Below are 16,725 nucleotides of genomic sequence, written 5' to 3'. Positions count from 1 at the left end.
TCCTCTCTCGCTGAGAATGCATGAAGTGGCGTGATTAATGATGGCTATGGCAAGCCGTGATCGCGCATTGAATTCAAGAGATAGCTCGGAAATAAAAAGCGAAATTCCATGCAGTGGTATTTGGACGGGGGTTTTTAAGATTCGCGAATATGCTTTTGCGCTACTTGCAAAAGCATTCCCATCGCGTAGGACGGCATCTATCACGGCGAGAGCCATCTTCGTCAGTGGGAGCATTCGATGTCAGCGCTTTTCGCCATTGATTACCCCACGATTGCATCGATAGGCAGGACTGCCAGAATAGGTGCTCTCGTCCCCACAGGAGTAGCACTACATGGCCTCGATGTCACCCCAGGTTCCCCGGCACGCTTTCGCATCCACCCTGAAGAGTTTCACGACCGGGTCCGGCAAAAGCGGAAAGTTCTATTCGCTTCAGGCGCTGGCCAAACAATTCCCGTCGGTAAAACGCCTGCCGGTTTCGATCCGGATCGTGCTGGAGTCGGTTTTGCGCAATTGCGATGGCCGCAAGGTCACGGCGGAACATGTGGAACAGCTATCGCGGTGGCAGCCCGTTGCCGATCGCAAGGACGAGATTCCCTTCGTCGTATCCCGGGTGGTGCTGCAAGATTTCACGGGCGTGCCTTTGCTGGCCGATTTGGCGGCCATGCGCAGCGTGGCGCAGCGCCTGGGCAAGAAGCCCAAGAAGATCGAGCCCCTGGTGCCGGTGGACCTCGTGGTCGACCATTCGATCATGGTCGATTACTACGGCACGAAAAAGGCGCTCGACCTGAACATGAAACTCGAATTCCAGCGCAACCGCGAGCGCTACGAATTCATGAAGTGGGGCATGCAAGCCTTCGACACTTTCGGCGTGGTGCCGCCAGGGTTCGGCATCGTCCACCAGGTCAATCTGGAATATCTGGCGCGTGGCGTGCACAAGGGGGACAGCGATGTCTACTACCCCGACACGCTGGTCGGTACCGATAGCCACACGACGATGATCAACGGCATCGGCGTGGTGGGCTGGGGCGTGGGTGGTATCGAGGCCGAAGCGGCCATGCTGGGCCAGCCGGTGTATTTCCTGACCCCGGACGTGGTGGGGTTCGAATTGACCGGCCAGTTGCGCGAGGGTGTCACCGCCACCGACCTGGTGCTGACGGTGACCGAGATCCTTCGCCAGCACAAGGTGGTGGGCAAGTTCGTGGAATTCTTCGGCGAGGGCACGCGCACGCTGTCCCTGCCCGATCGCGCCACGATCGGCAACATGGCGCCTGAATATGGCGCGACCATGGGTTTTTTCCCCGTCGACGAGAAGACGATCGATTACTTCAGGGGCACCGGGCGCACGCAGGCCGAGATTGAGTTTTTCGAAGCCTACTTCCGCGCACAGGGCCTTTTCGGGGTGCCTCTGGCGGGCGAAATTGACTACTCCAAGGTGGTGCGCCTGAACCTGGGCGATGTCACGCCCAGCCTGGCGGGACCAAAGCGCCCGCAGGACCGCATCGAACTCGGCAAGGTCAGCAGCGACTTCGTTTCGTTGTTCAGCAAGCCGGCGGGAGAGAACGGCTTCAACCGCCCGGCGGAACTGCTGCACACGCGCCATCACATCCACCGGGGCGACGAAGGGGTGAGCGAAGCCGTTCCGGCGGAAAAGCCCGCACCGGCAGGCGGGCCGCGCTTTTTGGTCGAGATGGAGCACAACAAGCCGCCTCTGGCCGTCACCCATGCAGACGCCGCCGTGCGCCTGCCTGCCAAGGGGTCGGACCCGACCATCGGCAACGGCGATGTGCTGATTGCGGCCATCACCAGTTGCACCAACACGTCCAACCCCAGCGTGCTGCTCGCGGCCGGGCTGCTGGCCAAGAAAGCGGTGGAAGCGGGGCTCAAGGTGCAGCCGCACATCAAGACCTCGCTCGCACCGGGCTCCCGCATCGTGACCGAATACCTGACCGAAACCGGGCTGCTGCCGTACCTCGAAAAGCTCGGGTTCGCGCTGGCTGGCTACGGCTGCACGACCTGTATCGGCAACGCAGGCGATCTGGCACCGGAGCTGAACGAAGCCATCACCAGCAACGATCTGGTGTGCGCGGCCGTGCTGTCGGGCAACCGCAATTTCGAGGCGCGCATCCACCCCAACATCAAGGCCAACTTTCTGGCCAGCCCGCCGCTCGTCGTCGCCTACGCCATCGCCGGCACGGTGCTGCGCGATCTGATGACGCAGCCGGTGGGCAAGGGCAAAGGCGGGCGCGATGTGTACCTGGGCGACATCTGGCCGACGAGTGATGAAATCAATGCGCTGAGGCGCTTCGCCATGAACGGCAAGGCCTTCCGCGACAACTACGGCAAGGTCAAGACCGATCCGGGCGCGCTGTGGAACAACATCAAGGGCGTGACGGGCGACACCTACAACTGGCCTGCCAGCACCTACATCGCCGAGCCACCGTTCTTCGCGAAATTCACGCTGGAAGCCCAGGCGCGGCCGGACGGTGCCGATGGCTCGAAGGCGTCGGAAGCCGTGGTGGGTGCGCGGATCATGGCGCTCTTCGGCGACTCGATCACCACCGATCACATCTCGCCCGCCGGCTCCATCAAGGAGACCTCGCCGGCAGGGCAGTGGCTGCTGCACAACGGCGTGATGAAGCAGGACTTCAACAGCTACGGTGCACGCCGCGGCAACCACGACGTGATGATGCGTGGCACCTTCGCCAACGTCCGCATCAAGAACCTGATGATCCCAGCCACCGCCGATGGCTCGCGTGAAGAGGGCGGCGTGACCCTGTTCCAGAACGACGGACCGCTGCAGGGCACGAAGATGTTCATCTTCGATGCCGCCATGAAGTACATCGCCGAAGAGACGCCCACCGTGATCTTTGCGGGCGAGGAATACGGCACCGGCTCCAGCCGCGACTGGGCCGCCAAGGGCACGCAGTTGCTGGGCATCAAGGCGGTCGTCGCCAAGAGTTTCGAGCGAATCCACCGCTCCAACCTGGTGGGCATGGGCGTTCTGCCGCTGCAGTTCAAGTCGGGCGATTCCTGGGAGTCGCTGGGCCTGACCGGCAACGAGACCATCGACGTGGTTCCCGACCCAGCCCTGACGCCGCAAAGCGATGCGCTGCTGACGATTCGGCGTGCCGACGGCTCGCGCCAGCAGGTCACGGTCACTCTGCGCATCGACACGCCGATCGAGGTGGACTATTACCGCGCTGGCGGCATCCTGCCTTACGTGCTGCGTCAACTCCTGAGTGCTTGAGCGGGGGTTATCCGACCATTTGGGCGGTGGGCCCGATACACTTGTGACGATATGTTCAGGTAACCCGCTCAGAGGTAACCCGCCCCCATGACGTCCCCACCCCACCGCCCGGTCACCCGAGCCATCGCGCGGGCGCTTTTGTCGGAAGCGCCTGCGGTCACCCTGATGCTGGTGGTGGCGGTGCTGGCATTACTGCTCGTGCCCGTGGTTCAGCTGCTGGGACCAGGACTGCAAGGGCTGCATGGCCTGGAGCCCTTTCTCGACATGGTGGTGGTGCTGATTGGCCTGCTGGCCGTGGCGGTGTCGCTGCACATGCTCGACGACAGCCAGCAGGGGCGCGCCAACGTGCTCGTGGCGGGGCTGGCCACGGCAGCGGTCTGCAATTTCCTGCATGCGGTCCTGCTCCACCAGATGGAGAGCATGGGCTCCATGGCGCGCGAGGACGTCTCCGCCTATTTCGGCTGGATGGGCCATGCCGTGGAGGCGCTGACTTTGCTGCTGTTCGCGCTGCGGGTGTCTGCGCGCGGCCCGGCCCGGGCGTGGGCAGTCGGGTCTGCCGGAGTGTCTTTGATACTGGTGTGGTCTGCCTCCAGCGGCCTTCCGGAGCAGCTTGCCCTGGCGTCCGACGATCTGGTCACCATGGCAGCGAATGGTCTGCTGGGCGCGGTCCTGGCGTTTGCCGCGTGGTCGATGTACCGGGTGGACCGCAGCGCGCCGGCCGTTCGCGGCACGGGACGGCGCCGCATCATGGCCAGCGCGGCGACCGCACTGGCGGTGGCGGAATTTTCCATGCTGATCTATCCCCTGCATCCACTCTTCGTGGACACGTTCGCGCATGCGATGCGGGTGTTGGGCTATGCGTTGATGTTCCAGGCCGTGTTCATCGCGGGCATTCGCATGCCGTTTGCGCGCGTCCAGGACGCAGAAGCGCGGCTGCGCGAAAGCGAAGGCCGGCTGCAGTTGCTGGGCCGTAACCTGCCCGACAGCGTGCTCTACCAGCGGGTGCGCGAAGCGGACGGCCGGTGGCATTTCGTGCACATGGGCGACGCCATCGAGCGGCTGAACGGCATATCGGCCGAAGACGTGGTGAACGACGCCACGCTGTTCTTCGAACAGATGGCGCCCGAGGACCGCCTGGCCTGCGCGGCGTCCGACGAGGCTTCCTACCGCGCGATGGAGGTCGGCGAGGCGGTGGTCCGCATGCGGCGTGCAGACGGCCAATGGCGCTGGATGCGCATGAGCTCCACGCCGCGTCCGCTCGACAAGGGCCGCGTGATCTGGGACGGCGTGCTCACCGATGTCACCGAACAGCGCGAGGCGCAGGACCTGAGCCGTGCGCACGAAGTGCAACTGGCCAGCCTGTTGAGGCATCTGCCGGGCGGCGTCTCCCGCCTGGACCGCGACCTGCGCATCGTCTATATCAACCCGTCTCAGGCGCACTGGCTGCGGCGCACCGTCGAGGAACTGCAAGGCCAGCGCATCGCGGATGTGCTGGCGGACGATCTGATGAAGCCCATCCAGCCGCACTTCGACCGCGCGCTGCAGGGCGAGACGGTGGTGTTCGAGCACCGCATTCCCAAAAGCCATGGCGCCCAGTTCTGGCACACCACGCTGGTGCCGGAAATCTCCGCCGATGGCCGCACCGTGGCGGTGGTGGTCTTCGCATTCGACCTGACCGAGCAAAAGCGCATGGCGCTCGAACTGACGCAGCAGCGCACCCGCCTGGCCAGCCTGGTGAGCGCGATTCCCGACGTGGTGTTCCTCAAGGACGCCAATGGCTGCTACCTGTCGTGCAACCCGGTGTTCGAGCGCTTCATCGGGCGGCGCGAGCGCGACATCATCGGCCTGTCCGACGACGAACTCATGCCGGCTGCCGAGGCGCAGCGCGTGCGCCAACTCGACCAGCGCGCCATGGCCGCGTGGCAGCCCCTGGTGTATGAGGAAACGCTCACCTTCAAGGAAGACGGGTACGAGGGGTATTTCGAAACCATCAAGACGCCCATCCGCGACCTGCACGGCCATGTCACCGGGCTGCTGGGCGTGTGCCGCGACATCACCGACCGCAAGAAGGCCGAGCAGCAGATCGAACTGCTGGCCTTCTTCGACGCCCTCACCGGCCTGCCCAACCGCCGCCTGCTGCTGGACCGCCTGCAGCGCGCCAGCGCGGCCTGCCAGCGCAGCGGCCAACTGGGTGCGCTGCTGTTCATCGACCTGGACAACTTCAAGGATCTGAACGACACGCTGGGCCACGACATGGGCGACCAGTTGCTGGCGCAGGTGGCCACGCGGCTGGTGTCCTGCGTGCGGGCCACCGACACCGTGGCGCGCTTCGGCGGCGATGAATTCGTGGTCATGCTGGAGAACCTCGACGCCGATCTGACCGAAGCGGCCGCCCAGGCCGAGCATGTGGCCGACAAACTGCTGGCCCAACTCAACCAGCCCTTCATGCTGGGCACGCAGCAGCACTACAGCACGCCGAGCATCGGCATCACGCTGTTCGGCGACCAGACCCGCAGCGTGGACGAGCTGCTGAAACGCGCCGATCTGGCCATGTACCAGGCCAAGGCGGAAGGGCGCAACACCCAGCGCTTCTTCGACCCCGAGATGCAGGCCCAGGTGCATGCGCGCTCGCACCTCGAAGCCGATCTGCGCCAGGGCCTGGCGCGGCAAGAGTTAGCCGTGCATTACCAGCCCATCGTGGACCACCGCACGCAGTTGTGCGGGGCCGAGGCCCTCGTGCGCTGGCGCCACCCCGAGCGCGGCATGATCAGCCCAGCCGACTTCATTCCGCTGGCCGAGCAGACCGGCCTCATCCTGCCGCTGGGGCGCTTCGTGCTCCAGTCGGCCTGCGAACAACTGGTGCGCTGGGCACGGCACCCCGACACCGAGCGCCTGACCATCGCCGTCAATGTGAGTGCGCGGCAGTTTCGCCAGCCCACGTTCGCGGCCGAGGTGCTGGAGACGCTGCAGCGCACCGGCGCCAACCCCCAGCGCCTCAAGCTCGAACTGACCGAAAGCCTCTTGCTGGGCGACATCGAAGACGCCATCCAGCGCATGGCCCAGCTCAAGAAGCAGGGCGTGGGCTTTTCGCTGGACGATTTCGGCACGGGCTATTCGTCGCTCAGCTATTTGAAGCGCCTGCCGCTGGACCAGGTCAAGATCGACCAGAGCTTCGTGCGCGATGTGCTCACCGATCCCAACGACGCCGCCATCGTGCGCACCATCCTCGCGCTGGCCAAGAGCCTCGATCTGCAGGTGGTCGCCGAGGGCGTGGAAACCACGGGCCAACTGGCCTTCCTGAAACTGCACGGCTGCGAAGGCTTTCAGGGCTACCTGTTCGGGCGGCCGAGCGTCGTGGCGCAGTTCGAGCGCGACCAGCAACTTCCGGGCGATCTGCCCGAGGCCGCTGCCGAGGTCACTGCGGCATGAGCGCGGTGCCCGCTGTGCCTGCCGCGCCTTTGGCAGGCATGGTTGCGGGCCATCCGGCAGACGGCAACACGGTGGCGCCCGCCACGGGCAACGTCGCTTTGCCCCTCGACGCGCCCATGCCCGCGATGCCGGTGGCTCCCGTCGCGCTGCTACCGTTGCGGACCGGCATGGCCCGTGCCCGCATCGGTTGGATCGATTCGCTCGCGGCCAGTGCACCTGCGGACCGGGAATGGCTGGTGCGCCATTGGCCCGACTGGGACGTGCGCGATCTGCCGGGCCTGGCGGACCGCCCAGGCAGCCCCTTGCAACCCCCTGCTGCTTTTGACGGCGATGCGCTGGTGCTGTGCCTGCCCCGGGATGCCATATCCCTTCCCGGCTGGGTGACGAAGGCCCGTGATCGGCCACTGATGCTCTGCCTGGAGCCGGCGCAAGAAACGTTGGCCGCCCGCGCGCTGCGGCACGGCCCCGGCGACTACGTGCTGCGCGCCGATGGCAATGCCCACCTTCCGGAACTTGCGCAGCGCCTGGCTGTGCTGCTCGAACAGCGCCCGACCGTCCCTGCTGGCGTCACCGATGCCGCAACCGCCATCGCATTCGCACTGCCGTGGGCCGAAGAGTTGCGTGCGCAGCGGGCCCTGCTGCAGACCACGCTGGCGAGCATGAGCCAGGGCCTCTACACCGTCGGTGCCGATGGCCGCATCACCGTCTACAACGACCGCCTGCTGGAACTGCTGGACCTGCCGCGCGCGCTGTTCGAAGCACGGCCCACGCCGATGCAGGTCAAGCGCGTTCAGATGGAGCGGGGCGATTTCGGCGAAGGCGCCGGGCTCGTCGACCGGCAGGGCCAGGCGTACGTGCGAAGCGGCGGCGAACTGCCGCCACCCGACGTGTACTGGCGCCGAACGCGCAGTGGCCGCACGCTGGAGGTGCACACCGCCCCGCTGCCCGACGGCGGCATGGTGCGCACCTTCACCGACGTGACCGAGCACGTCCGCACCCAGGCTGAACTGCGGGTGAGCGAGGCGCGTTTTCGCAGCTTGAGCGATTTGTCGTCCGACTGGTACTGGGAGCAGGACACCGCGTACCGTTTCATCCATTTCGTGAGCGGGCGCAGCACACAGGCCATGGCGCCGGGCGAGGTCGTGGGGCGCACCCGCTGGGAGATCGGCGCCCTCAACATGGCCGATGAAGACTGGGTCGCACACCGCCGCCTGCTCGATGCACGCGAGCCGTTTCGCGACCTCGAACTGCGGCGGCTGTCGGCGGATGGCACGGCTTACTGGGTGTCGATCAGCGGCGTGCCGGTGTTCGACGATGCGGGGACTTTCCAGGGCTATCGCGGCGTCGGCCGCAGCATCTCGGATCGCAAGCAAGTCGAGGCCGAGATCGAGCGGCTCGCCTTCTTCGATGCGCTCACCGGCCTGCCCAACCGGCGCATGCTGATCGACCGGCTCTACCGCGCCACCGTCGCCGTCGGCCGCACGCGGCGGCACGGCGTGCTGCTGTTCATCGACCTGGACAACTTCAAGGACCTGAACGACACGCGGGGCCACGACATGGGCGACCGCCTGCTCGTGCAGGTCGCGCAGCGCCTGCAGGCCTGCGTGCGCCAGAGCGACACCGTCGCGCGTTTCGGCGGCGATGAATTCGTGGTGCTGGCCGAAGGGCTGCCCGCCGAGTCGTGGGCCGCCAGTGCCGATGCGTCGCAGCTGGCCCGCAAGATCGGCACCGCATTGAGCCTGCCGTACCTGCTCGATGGCATCAGCCACCACAGCACGCCCAGCATCGGCCTCACGCTCTTCGGCGAGGCCGCAGGCAGCGTGGACGACCTGCTCAAGCATGCCGACATGGCGATGTACCAGGCCAAGGCCGCCGGCCGAAACGCAGTGCGTTTTTTCGACCCGGAGATGCAGGCCGCCGTCAGCGCGCGGGCCGTGCTGGAGGCCGAGTTGCGCCGCGGCCTGCAGGCGGGCGAGCTGGTGCTGCACTACCAACCCATCGTGGACCGGCGTGGGCAGATGCTAGGCGCCGAAGCGCTGGTGCGCTGGCTGCACCCGCAGCGCGGCATCGTGTCGCCCGGCGAGTTCATTCCGGTGGCCGAGCAGAGCGGGCTCATCGTCCAGCTGGGCCAGTGGGTGCTGGAGCGCGGCTGCCAGCAACTGGTGGCGTGGAGCCGCAGCGCCGCCACCGCACAGCTCGTGCTGTCGATCAACGTGAGCGTGCGCCAGTTCCGCCAGCCCGACTTCGTGCACCAGGTGCTGCATGCGCTGCGCGAGAGCGGGGCGCAGCCGCGGCTCTTCAAGATCGAACTGACCGAAAGCCTGCTGCTGACCGACGTGGAAGACGTGATCACGCGCATGGAGCTGCTGCGCGCGCAGGGCGTGGGCTTTTCGCTGGACGATTTCGGCACCGGCTACTCGTCGCTCAGCTACTTGAAACGCCTGCCGATCGACCAGCTCAAGATCGACCAGGGCTTCGTGCGCGACGTGCTCACCGACCCCAACGACGCGGCCATCGTGCGCACCATCCTCGCTCTGGCGCAAAGCCTGGACCTGCACGTGGTGGCCGAGGGCGTGGAGACGACAGGCCAGCTGCAGTTTTTGCAGCGTCACGGCTGCCACGCGTTCCAGGGCTATCTCTTCGGGCGCCCCGCGCCCGCTACGGTGCTTGAGCGGGCGGTGCGTCCCGCGCTTTGAACCGGCTGCGCCACAGCGGCCCGGCCGCGGCGGCGTTTCTTGATCTGGCGTGAAGAGCGGCCACGGCGCGGCGGGCACAATCGCCCGCATGCAGAAACAACAGGTGTTGGTCGCCGGCGGCGGCATCGGCGGGTTGGCGGCGGCGTTGGGAGCGTCCCGCGCGGGGTGCGACGTGCGGCTGTACGAGCGCGCCGAGGCGTTCAGCGAAGTGGGGGCCGGTGTGCAACTGGGCCCCAACGTCGTGCGGCGGTTGCAGGCCTGGGGCCTGCAGCACCGGCTGCAGTCGGTGGCGGCGTTCCCCGAGCGGTTGCAGGTGCGCAGTGCGCTCAGCGGCGCCGAACTGGCCGTGCTGCCCCTGGGCGCCACATCGGTCGAGCGCTACGGCGCGGCCTACGCCACCATCCACCGCGCCGACCTGCACGGGCTGCTGCTCGCCGCCGTCACCAAATACACCGACACGCAGATTTCGCTCGCCCACGCCATCGACGGCTTCACCGATGCCGAGGGCGTCGTCACCGTGCGCACCAGCCGCGGCAAAGAGGTGGAGGGCGATGCGCTCGTCGGCGCCGACGGCCTGTGGAGCCGCACGCGCAGCAGCCTGCTGGGGCCGGTGCCCCCGCGAGTGACCGGCCACCTTGCCTACCGCGCGCTGGTGCCCCAGCAGGCCTTGCCCGACGTCTTGCGTACCCGCCAGGTCACCGCATGGCTGGGCCCGCGTCTGCACGCCGTGCAGTACCCCGTGCGCCGCGGCGAACTGCAGAACCTGGTGGTGATCGTGCAAGGCCCCGCGCCCGACGACCTGGAAAGCTGGGACCACGCCGCGAATGCCACCGGCCTCGAATCCGCGCTGCGCGGCACCTGTCCCGCCCTGCAGCAGGCGATGCGTGGCGTCGCCGACGCGGGCGGCGGCTGGCGGCTGTGGCCGCTGTGCGACCGCCCGCCGGTGCGCACCGCCGACGACATGGCCCGCGGCCGGGTGGCCCTGCTGGGCGATGCCGCCCACCCCATGCGCCCCTATCTCGCACAGGGCGCCGGCATGGCGATCGAAGACGCCGCCGAACTGCAGCGCGCGCTGGCCATGCACGACCTCGAAGTGCCCCTGCGGCTGCGCCGCTACGCCCTCAACCGCTGGCAGCGCAACGCCCGCGTGCAGGCCCGCGCCACGCGCAACGGGCGGATCTTCCACGCCACCGGCCCGGTGCGCTGGGCGCGCGACGCTTCGCTGCGGCTGCTGGGCGAGCGGGTGCTGGACGTTCCCTGGCTGTACCGGGGCGATGGGTCCAGCGCCAGCTCGTTGTAGTTTGCTATTGTATTAATAGCAATCCTCCCTAGTGTTTATTGCGCTGGAAGCCGATTTGGTTCATATCCCTGTCGCAGCCGCGCCGCTGCATCGGCTCAAGAGTGGGCCGGCGCCGGCAGCCGCATGAAGGCCAGCACGCCCGCCACCAGCAGCGCTGCGATGCTGAGCATCACCGCGGTGTAGGGATCGGCCCCGTGCGCCAGGGCCACCGCGGCGGCCACGCCGGTGAGCCACTGCATCAGCGCCACGCCGAGGAACATCGCCATGGTGAACACGGCCATGGCGCGGCCGGTCATCGCGGCGGGATAGGCCGAGCGCACGTCGGCGTACTGCAGCACCATGTAGCCCGAAAGCAGGCCCACGCCGATGGCGCCGGCCACGTCCAGCCACGCCTGGTGCAGCAGCCCGATGGCCACGAACAGCGCCGCCAGCGCGACGGTGAAACCGGTGATCCAGCGCCTGCGCCGCGTGGGGCCCGGGTCGAGCCGGCCGAACAGCGCGGGGCTGAACAGCGACACCAGCGACACGACCACGGCCACGTTGCCGCTTTGCACCAGCGAAAAGCCGTGCCGCTCGATCAGCAGCGGCCCCAGCCACAGGCCGCGCAGCGCCAGGAACGAGGCATAGGTGTTCAGCGCCAGCAGCACGATGCCCGCCGTGTGCGGCAGCAGGAAGAGGGCCGCGAACCCGCGCACGGCGGCGCCCACGGATTCGCGCGGTGCGCCGTCCTCGGGCCGCCGGGGCTCGTGCACTTTCCAGAAGATCAGCAGCCACGCCAGCGCGCCCAGGCCGGCCAGCACGCCGAACCCCCAGCGCCAGGACGCCTGCTGCACCAGCCAGGCCAGCGGCGTGCCGGTGAACAGCATGCCCAGGCCGCCCACGCCCATCGCCACGCCCGACACCACGGCGAACCGGTGGGCCGGAAAATGCCGCGCGATGAACACGGTGCACACCAGAAAGGCCGGCGCGCAGCCCACGCCGATCAGCATCTGCCCCAGCAGCACCGTGCCGTAGCCCGGCGCCATCGCTGAAAGCAGCGCGCCCGCCACCGCCAGCGGAAACACCGCCAGCAGCGTGCGCCGCACGCCGAACAGGTCGATGCCGATGCCCATGAACAGCTGCATGGTGCCGAACGCGAAGGCGAAGGCCCCCGCGAACGCGCCCAGCGCCGCGGCCGACAGCCCGAACTCGGCCCGCAGCCCGGTGGCGATGATCGCGGTGACGGTGCGAAACGCCTGGCTGAGCGCAAAGCCCGACACCAGCGCCAGCAGCATCACCCACGCAGCGCGCGGCGCCAGCGCTGTGGCTGTGCCCTGAGCCGGTGAAGGATTCGTGGATGACGACGGGGCGGGCATCGGCGGCTCTTGCGGCTCTGGCGGCGCAGCCCTCAGCCGTTGACCAGTGCCAGGTACGCCTTGCGCGTTTCGGGCGCCACGGAGGCCACGAGCTGGTCGTAAGGCGTCTGGTGGCGCGCCATCATGCGGGCCGAGGCGACGGTCTTCGACTTGCAGAACCAGTGGCAGGTGTGCTGCATCAGGAACAGCTCGGCCGACAGCGTGAAGGCCTTGTCGCGCGCGTCGCGGCCCATTTCGTTGCGCACCGCGCGGGCGATGCCCTGGGCGTGCACCAGCAGGGCCTTGCGCATGTCGAACGAGGCCGAGGCGAACAGCTGGTGCGCGAAAGGCACGGCCACCGGGATGCGGCTCACGCGGGTCATGGCCGGGTCCACGCGCGAGAACTCGGCGGTGAAGCGGTTGAACTGGTCCGTCAGTTGCGATTCGGTGGTGGTCAGCAGGCTCCAGATCTGGTCGCGCCGCTGCGGGTCGCTCTCGCCCAGCGCACGCAGGTAGCCCTCGGTGAGGTTCTCCATGAGCTTTTCGATCTGGTAGTTGGCCAGGTGGCGCGCCAGCAGCGCGATGCGGCGCCGTTGCTGCCGCGCATTGAGGGCATAGGTGCCGGTGGCGATGAGGATCGCCAGAAGAAAGGTGTCCATTTGCAGGGTCGGGCCGTGGTGTCGGGGAAGCGAAGGGGTGAAGGAAAGCGGGGCGGAAAGGAACAAGGAGGGCTGAAGGCGGCGCACGAGGGCGCCTGCCTTCATGCCCCGGGGGGCTGGGGCCATGGCCGCTGCGGCGCGCGGATCTGCTCGAAGGCATGGGCCACCTGCAGCACGCCCAGGTCGTCGAAGCGCGGGCCCGCGATCTGCAGGCCGATCGGCAGCCCCGCAGCCGTGTACCCGCAGTTCACCGACGCGGCCGGCTGCTCGGACATGTTGAACGGCACGGTGAAACCGATGTGCTCCAGCGGGCGCAGCGGGTCGTTGGTGGGCGATGGCAGCTCGGCCGTGAACGCCGGCATGGGTGCCACGGGCGAGAGCACGTAGTCGAACGCGCTGCAGGCCTGCACCGTGGCCACCCGCGTCACGTGGAACTGCTGGCTGGCGTGGAACACCGCGGTGCCCGACAGGCCCGCGGCGCTGTCGGCCCAGGCCCGGATGTACGGCAGCACTTGCGCGCGCCGCGCTTCGGGCAGCGTCTGCAGATCGGTGTAAGAGCGCATGCGCCAGAAATGGTCCATGCCGTCGAGCATGCCCTGCGTCATGAAGGGCGCCATGGGCTCGACGTGTGCGCCGGCTGCCTCGAACCACCGCGCGGCCTGCTCGATGGCGGCGCGCACTTCGGGATCGACGGGCAGGCCGCAGCCCGCATCGAGCAGCAACCCCAGGCGCAGCCCGCGCAGCCGCTCGGGCCCGCGCGCGAAGTCGCTCCAGGCGATGGGCTGAAAGGGCAGGCCCATGCTATCGCGCACGTCCGGCTGGCTCAGCACCTGCATCATCAGCGCGGCGTCGGCCACGGTGCGTGTCATCGGGCCGGCGGCGCGCCCGGTGTATGGCGGATCGATGGGAATGCGGCCCAGGCTGGGTTTGAGGCTGAAGATGCCGCACCAGCTGGCGGGCAGGCGCAGCGAGCCGCCGATGTCGGTGCCGATGTGCAGCGGCCCGTAGCCCGCCGCGGCCGCCGCGCCACCACCCGCGCTGGAGCCGCCCGGCCCTTTGGATAAATTCCACGGGTTGCGCGCCAGCGCATGGAAGCTCGACAGCCCCGAAGACAGCATGCCGTAGTCCGGCATGGTGGTCTTGGCGACGACCACGGCGCCGGCCTCGCGCAGGCGTGCAGCCGGCGGGGCGTCGGCCGCGGCGGGCGTGAGCACCGTGGCGGCCGTGCCCAGCGGCGTGGGGTCGCCCTGGGTGGCGATGTTTTCCTTGATGGTGGCGGGCACTCCGTCCAGGGGGCCTTGCGGCGCGCCGCGCTGCCAGCGCGCTTCGCTCGCGCGGGCTTGCGCCAGCGCGGCGTCGGGGCGCAGCAGGTAGGTGGCGCACAGGTGGGGCTCCCACCGCGCGATGTGGTCCAGCACCGACTGCGTGACCTCCACGGGGGACAGGCGGCGGGTGCGGTAGGCGTCGATCAGTGCGTGGGCGGGCAGGTCGTGCAAATCGGTCGCGGCATGGGGCATGGCGGGCTCGTTCACGCTCAGGCCCAGGACATCGCCGACAGGTCGTTCACGAAGATCGGCATGTCCTTCCACAGCCCGCGCAGGTTCTTGTTGGCCACCGTCACCCATTGCGGCTGGTACAGGAAGGCATGCACGGAATCCTCGGCCAGCAGGCGCTGCGCATCGCCCAGCAGGCGGGCGCGGTCTGCAGGGCGGGCGGCGTTCTTGATCTGCTCGTACAGCGCGTTGAACTTCGGCGAGTTGTAGCCCCAGTAGTAGTCGGGCTTGGCGAAGTTGCCCAGGTCGAACGGCTCCACGTGCGAGATCAGCGTGAGGTCGTAGTTCTTGTTGCCGTAGGTGCCGCTGAGCCACTGTGCCCACTCCACGTTCTGCAGCTTGGCCACGATGCCCACCTTGGCCAGCTGCGCCGCGATGACCTCGCCGCCCTGGCGTGCGTAGGGCGTGGGTGGCAGCGTCATGGTCAGCTCGAGCGGCGTCTTCACGCCGGCCTCGGCCAGCAGCTTCTTGGCTTTTTCAGGGTCGAAGGGGTTGATGCCCGTGGTGTCCAGGTAGCCGAACGCGCCCGGCACGTAGTGGCTGCCGATGGGCACGCCCAGGCCATCGCCCGCGCCCTGGATGACGGCCTTGCGGTCGATGGCGGCAGCGATGGCGCGCCGCACGCGCACGTCGTCCAGCGGTTTTTTCTGCTGGTTGATGGCCAGGATGGTCTTGGCGCGCGACCCGCTCACGATCACCTGGAAACGCGGGTTCGCCTTGAACTGCGCCACGCTGCGCGGCGTCACGCGCGGGAACGCATCCACATCGCCCGCCATCAGCGCCGCGACCTGCGCGGCAGGGTCGGAAATGAAGCGGAAGGTCGCGCGGCGGATGTGCACGGCGTTCGCCGTGCGGTAGCCGTCCCAGCGCGCCAGCGTGACCGATGCGCCCTTGCTCCACGCCTCGAGCTTGTAGGGGCCTGTGCCGACGGGCTTGGTCGCATTCGTCTCTGCGCTGCCGGGCTCCACGATCACCGCGGTGGCCTGGCCCAGTACGAAGAGCAGGTCGGGGTCGATGTCCTTGTTGATCACCACCACCGTGAGGTCGTCCACCGCTTGGGTGCTGAGGTTGGCGAAGGTGCGCTTGTCCTTGTTGGTGCTCTTGTCGCCCGCGGCGCGGTCGAACGAGAACTTCACGGCCGCCGCGTTGAACGGCGCGCCGTTGTGGAACTTGACGCCCGCGCGCAGCTTGAAGGTGTACGTTTTGAGGTCGGGCGAGACCTCCCAGCTTTCGGCCAATAGCGGCGAGACGCTGCCGTCCGCATTGATCTTGGTGAGGGGCTCGAACACGTTGTAGAGCGTGATCTCGCCGATGGACGACGCCGCGCCGGCCGTCGGGTCCAGCCCCGGGGGCTCCAGCGTCATGGCGAGGGTGACGGCGTCCTTCTTGCCCTGGGCCAGTGCCTGCAGGGACGTGGCGAGCGGCACGGTGGCCAGGGCGCCGGTGGCGAGGACGGTGCGACGGTTCAGCATGGGCGGAATCTCCGAAAAGGAACAAACCAGGGGGCGGGCCGGCCGAGCGCCGGGCGGGCGGCGGCCCGTCGGACCGGAGGCGATCGGCGGGTGCGCGCGCACGTGGCGGCCAGCAGTCTTTTTACTACACCCGCGGCCCGGCCGGGCGCAGCGAAGCGGCCCCCGCACTGACCACGCGAGCAGGGCGGGGCACGATCTGCGGCACGGCGGCCACCAGCGCGCGGGTGTAGGGGTGCTCGGCCTGGGTGAAGAGCGTCTGGGGCGTGCCGCGCTCCACGATGCGGCCCTGATAGAGCACCACGACCTCGTCGCACAGGTGGTTCACCACCGCCAGGTCGTGGCTGATGAGCAGGTAGGTGATGCCGAAGGTGTCCTGCAGATCCTGCAGCAGGTTCAGCACCTGTGCCTGCACCGACACGTCGAGCGCGCTCACCGGCTCGTCGGCCACCACCAGGCGTGGGCGCGTGACGATGGCGCGGGCGATCGCGATGCGCTGCCGTTGCCCGCCCGAGAACTCGTGCGGGTACTTGTCCAGGTCGGTCGTGCGCAGGCCGACCTGGGCCAGGGCCTCGCCGGCTCGCTCGCGCTGCTCGGCGCGCGACACCTTCGCCGTGCCGGGCGTGGCCGGCAGTGCCTGCAGCGGCTCGGCAACGATGCGCGCGACGGTCTGGCGCGGGTCGAGCGAACCGTAGGGGTCCTGGAACACCATCTGAAAATCGCGGCGCGCGGCGCGCAACTCGGCCGCAGGCAGCGCGTGCAGGTCGCGCCCCAGCAGGTGCACGCTGCCGGATGTGGGCGCATCCAGCGCCATCACCAGCCGCGCCAGCGTCGATTTGCCCGAGCCGGATTCGCCCACCACGCCCAGGCTGCGGCCGGGCGCGATGGAAAGGCTCACCCCATCGAGCGCCCGCACCTTGGGCGGTGGCGACCACAGGCTTTCGCGCGGCAGGGCGTACTCGCGCACCAGGTCGGTGGCTTGCAGCAGCGGGGCAGGCGTTTTGGGGTCGAATCGGCCCTCTACCGCCGTATTCATTG

9 protein-coding genes are annotated in these 16,725 nt (G+C 68.2%); 4 read left to right on the top strand and 5 right to left on the bottom strand.

Features of this window, described 5'->3' with window-relative positions; translation table 11 throughout:
* Positions 1–331: 331 nt before the first annotated feature.
* The 4 genes from BLT03_RS05590 (at position 332) to BLT03_RS05575 (ending at position 10,672) form a co-directional block, all read left to right on the top strand.
* Positions 332–3,247, top strand: a complete 2,916-nt coding sequence (locus tag BLT03_RS05590; protein WP_092741200.1) for an aconitate hydratase — start codon at positions 332–334, stop codon at positions 3,245–3,247.
* A gap of 138 nt (positions 3,248–3,385) precedes the next feature.
* Entirely contained in the window at positions 3,386–6,676 is a 3,291-nt protein-coding gene (locus tag BLT03_RS05585) for an EAL domain-containing protein (protein ID WP_434802337.1), read from the top strand.
* Between the two features lie 167 nt (positions 6,677–6,843).
* Positions 6,844–9,372: a putative bifunctional diguanylate cyclase/phosphodiesterase gene (locus BLT03_RS05580; protein WP_092741955.1), complete on the top strand. Its 2,529-nt coding sequence runs from the start codon at positions 6,844–6,846 to the stop codon at positions 9,370–9,372.
* A gap of 88 nt (positions 9,373–9,460) precedes the next feature.
* A complete protein-coding gene (locus tag BLT03_RS05575; RefSeq protein ID WP_092741953.1) occupies positions 9,461–10,672 on the top strand; it encodes an FAD-dependent monooxygenase in 1,212 nt (403 codons plus the stop codon).
* Between the two features lie 95 nt (positions 10,673–10,767).
* On the opposite strand, the gene BLT03_RS05570 is transcribed toward BLT03_RS05575, so the two are convergent.
* From BLT03_RS05570 to BLT03_RS05550, 5 genes are all read right to left on the bottom strand, one after another.
* Complete coding sequence (locus BLT03_RS05570; protein ID WP_092741197.1) at positions 10,768–12,027, bottom strand: MFS transporter; 1,260 nt, start codon at positions 12,025–12,027, stop codon at positions 10,768–10,770.
* 32 nt (positions 12,028–12,059) lie between these two features.
* Positions 12,060–12,665 (bottom strand): hypothetical protein, encoded by a 606-nt coding sequence (locus tag BLT03_RS05565; RefSeq protein WP_092741195.1) that lies wholly within the window; start codon positions 12,663–12,665, stop codon positions 12,060–12,062.
* A 101-nt stretch (positions 12,666–12,766) separates the two neighbouring features.
* Positions 12,767–14,182: an amidase gene (locus tag BLT03_RS05560; RefSeq protein ID WP_092741951.1), complete on the bottom strand. Its 1,416-nt coding sequence runs from the start codon at positions 14,180–14,182 to the stop codon at positions 12,767–12,769.
* A gap of 17 nt (positions 14,183–14,199) precedes the next feature.
* Entirely contained in the window at positions 14,200–15,690 is a 1,491-nt protein-coding gene (locus BLT03_RS05555; RefSeq protein WP_092741193.1) for an ABC transporter substrate-binding protein, read from the bottom strand.
* 124 nt (positions 15,691–15,814) lie between these two features.
* Entirely contained in the window at positions 15,815–16,723 is a 909-nt protein-coding gene (locus BLT03_RS05550) for an ATP-binding cassette domain-containing protein (protein ID WP_175537692.1), read from the bottom strand.
* Positions 16,724–16,725 lie beyond the last annotated feature (2 nt).

It is taken from the genome of Paracidovorax valerianellae (genome assembly GCF_900102625.1).
GTDB lineage: Bacteria > Pseudomonadota > Gammaproteobacteria > Burkholderiales > Burkholderiaceae_C > Paracidovorax > Paracidovorax valerianellae.
The sequence above is the reverse complement of the archived record's forward strand: the minus strand, read 5'-3'. Positions and strand labels throughout refer to the sequence as shown.